The 3,242-nt window shown below is 56.5% G+C and carries 3 protein-coding genes; 2 read left to right on the top strand and 1 reads right to left on the bottom strand.

All coding sequences use genetic code 11. The annotated features are described in order from the left end of the window. Positions 1 to 89 precede the first annotated feature (89 nt). Positions 90 to 512, top strand: a complete 423-nt coding sequence (locus tag CW742_RS09405) for a nucleoside deaminase (RefSeq protein ID WP_292419585.1) — start codon at positions 90 to 92, stop codon at positions 510 to 512. Positions 513 to 642: 130 nt separating this feature from the next. Here CW742_RS09405 and CW742_RS09410 read toward each other — a convergent pair whose 3' ends face one another. Then, positions 643 to 2,208, bottom strand: coding sequence for a serine hydrolase (locus CW742_RS09410; RefSeq protein WP_292419587.1), 1,566 nt, complete (start codon positions 2,206 to 2,208; stop codon positions 643 to 645). Between the two features lie 185 nt (positions 2,209 to 2,393). Here CW742_RS09410 and CW742_RS09415 point away from each other — a divergent pair, with 185 nt between their 5' ends. After that, the gene (locus CW742_RS09415) at positions 2,394 to 2,678 is read left to right on the top strand and encodes a hypothetical protein (RefSeq protein WP_292419588.1); all 285 of its coding nucleotides are present in this window, start codon (positions 2,394 to 2,396) and stop codon (positions 2,676 to 2,678) included. Positions 2,679 to 3,242: the final 564 nt, after the last annotated feature.

Here is a 3,242-nt window from a genome sequence, read left to right on the forward strand (position 1 = left end):
TTGCATGCGTGCGCTCAACACGATAGACCCGCATCCTCCTTTGTGGGCAGCGTAGGATGTGTAAAAGAGAAAGGGGTTTGGATCCCTTCATGCGTGTGGAAAAGGAAGAAGCACGGAAAGGCATGACCGAAGGCGGCATCCCCATCGGCTCGGTCCTGGTGCGGAACACAACGATTATCGGCCGGGGGCACAACCGTCGTGTCCAGCAGGAGAACCCGATGATCCACGCGGAGATCGACTGCCTCATGCAGGCCGGCCGGATCGGCAGTTACGGCAATACCGTCCTGTATTCCACGCTGATGCCGTGCTTTCTGTGTGCGGGCGCTGCCGTCCAGTTCGGGATCAAAAAAGTGATCGTTGCCGAGTCGCGGAATTTCCTTGGTGCCCGGGCGTTTATGGAGGAGCACGGGATCGAGGTCGTTGATCTCGATGACCGGGAATGGGCAGCTTTTTTCGGGAAATGGTGCCGGGAACACCCGAAGCTGTGGAACGAGGATATCGGGGAGGACTAAAACGTACCGGTCTTGGGGATTATTACAAAAATACCAGACCAAAAACCGTTTTGCGGATTTTTTCGCCTATGGTTTCCCCATGCGATAAAAAAGAGCCGGGTATTGGGAGCGATAATTACGAGAGAAAATATCACGGGGAGGTTCGGACAAATGCCCCGCTCCGCCCGGGCATTTCGTACCGCGAGAACCAGGCACCGGTTGCCGTTGCAGTGGTGCCGGCCGTGAAGTTCACGAGGCCCTCCCCGGATGCTTCGCTGAAGGTATCGCCGTCATACGGTTCAAGTGCGAACGGCGTAGTGCTGTGGCCCGGATATACCATGAGTGTTCCGGCTTCTTCGACAATCCTGACCGTGCCGTAATAGTCCTGCATGTACGAGCCGGTATAGTACTTCAGGTCGCGGAAGGGCTTCGGGCTGGCCGGTTTTTCGACCTGTTGTGGCGTCATGGAATCCAGCGCTGCCTGCAGGTTCTGCTCAGCTTCACCGTACCAGTCCTTGCCGATCCTGCCGGTATAATACAACTCGTTCCAGCCATTGCTGATGCTTGTGGTGAGAGGGTTCCCTTCCGGGAACCGGTTGGTCAGGACAACAAGTGCCATCCTGTCCTCCGGCCAGACCGTAATGAGCGTGACAATGCCATGCGAGAACATCCCGTCCTTCTCGACACGGGTGCGGCCGCCGTCCAGGTACGTGTTCCAGCCAAGCCCGGAGCCGGACATCCCGCTGCCATAATAGGACCTGATGAACGAAGGTGTATGGGTTTCGCGGAGAGCGCTTGCATTCACAACCTGTTTCCCGTCAATGGAGCCCCCGTTTGCCTGTAGGCGGGCGTACCGGGCCATGTCATTCAGCGTAGAGCTCACTCCCCCTGCAGGCGAGTTTGTGTCGTCGTTATTGTACGGCCCGGCAACAAGTGTCCCGGTCTGCATCGGGTAAACCTCGACGCGATCAGCAGAGCTGGTGAAATCTGAGAACCGGGCGCTTGTGTTGTACATGCCGGCCGGGACAAAGATCCGTTCCGCGACCAGGGCCTCAAAGGACTTGCCAACTTTCTTTGCCGCAGTCTCGCCCGCGATCGTTATCCCGATATTGGAATACGCGTACGATGAGCGGAAGGCGCCGGGCAGCCCGAGGTACCGTAGCCGGTCCAGGATCTCCGGCCGCGTGTACATAAAGTCGTTCTGGAGCTCATCGGTGCCGTACTCCGGCAGGCCGGACCGGTGAGAGAGGAGATCGCGGAAGGTGACATGCTGCGTGACGTACGGGTCGGAGAGCGTAAAGCCGGGGTTCACCGAGACGATGGTATCGTCCCACGACAGTTCACCGTTCCCGACCATGTCCGCGATCATCGTCCCGGTCACGGCCTTGGAGATGGACGCGAGCTGGAATTTTGTGTCCGGGCCGACTGGTTCTTTCGAAGTAACGTTCTTCACGCCAAAGGTCCGGAGGTAGACGACCTTGTCGTCCTTGACAACAGCGATCGCCATAGCCGGGACACCGCTCTGGTTGAACGTCTTCTCTGCATAGGCGTCGAACTTCGGGACGAGTTCTGCGGTATCCACAGCTGCCGAGGTTTTTGCAGCGGTGCTGACCGCTGGCTGCACCGGTTCCTTGACAGAGACGGGCTGTACACACCCGGCAGCAAGTATGGCTGCACAGATGAGCACGATAAGAAGATACCTGGTTTTTGCCTGCATGCTGGAAACACTCGGAATTATCATTTTTGGGACAATAAACGTAGTGATTTATCTGCAGTGCAATCCGGACCGGGAAAACGAAAATGATTGCCGCCGGAACAATTTTCCTTATGAGATAAAGCCACTCGTTTATAGGGGAGTTCTGCCAACAATACAATTACATTTTCTGAAGGATGGTCACAACGATGCCAGGATCCCCTCAATCACCGCTCACCCGCCTCATGCTCGTCATAGTCTGCCTCTCAATCGCCGGGACATGCATTGCCGGAGCCCACTATTATGCAGTCGACCTCCCGCAGCAGAACCCACAGGCTCCGGCCAACACCCTTATGACCTGCAGCCAGTCCTGTGATGCCGAGTACTATTCCTGTATGCCCTATTGCAAGAGATACCATGATATCAATTCCCTCAACTCCTGCCGGAGCAACTGCCAGACGGAGTACACTGCCTGCAAAGCCAGATGCCAGTAAATTTCCTTTTTCCCTTTACACCGCGTTTATATGGCAATCAGACCTACCAGAGGATAGCACCGTTATAAAGGATGGTTTTACCATTGTCACACACCGAACATTCGCCGCTTGCCCGGCTCGTCCTCTTCATGGTCTGCCTGTCGGTTTTTGGTATCATTGTCGCAGGAGCACTCGCTGTTTTTGAAAGACCGTCTGGTGCGGTTGTCCCACAAACCCCCAAGAACACTTTCGTCAGCAGCACCTGCCTGAATATGTGTAACTATAACTCTGTCTTATGCGAGGCCGACCTCCCGGCGGACCGCCTGGACCGCTGCCAGTGTTATCGGACTCTCACGTCCTGCCCCCACCGCTGTATCTGCAGCGCCTGCCAGGCCCCCTGCACTAACGCGTTCCCTGCGGTCCGCGCGCAATCGAACAACCCTGCAACCGACCGCTGTGCGGTTCCGTATGATTTGTGCACATCCGCGTGTCCCGGGTGAAGTCATGGGAAGAGGGGTGCCAGGGAGTCCCCCACGTTTTTTTACTTTCACTCGTTGACTGAGCACCCACCCGGTCATCCGGACA

Source organism: Methanoregula sp. (assembly GCF_002835825.1).
Lineage (GTDB): Archaea > Halobacteriota > Methanomicrobia > Methanomicrobiales > Methanospirillaceae > Methanoregula.

Coding starts and splice junctions, on each gene's coding strand:
- CW742_RS09415 (WP_292419588.1), top strand. CDS start 2,394: ATGCCAGGATCCCCTCAATCACCGCTCACCCGCCTCATGCTCGTCATA.
- CW742_RS09410 (WP_292419587.1), bottom strand. CDS start 2,208: ATGCAGGCAAAAACCAGGTATCTTCTTATCGTGCTCATCTGTGCAGCC.
- CW742_RS09405 (WP_292419585.1), top strand. CDS start 90: ATGCGTGTGGAAAAGGAAGAAGCACGGAAAGGCATGACCGAAGGCGGC.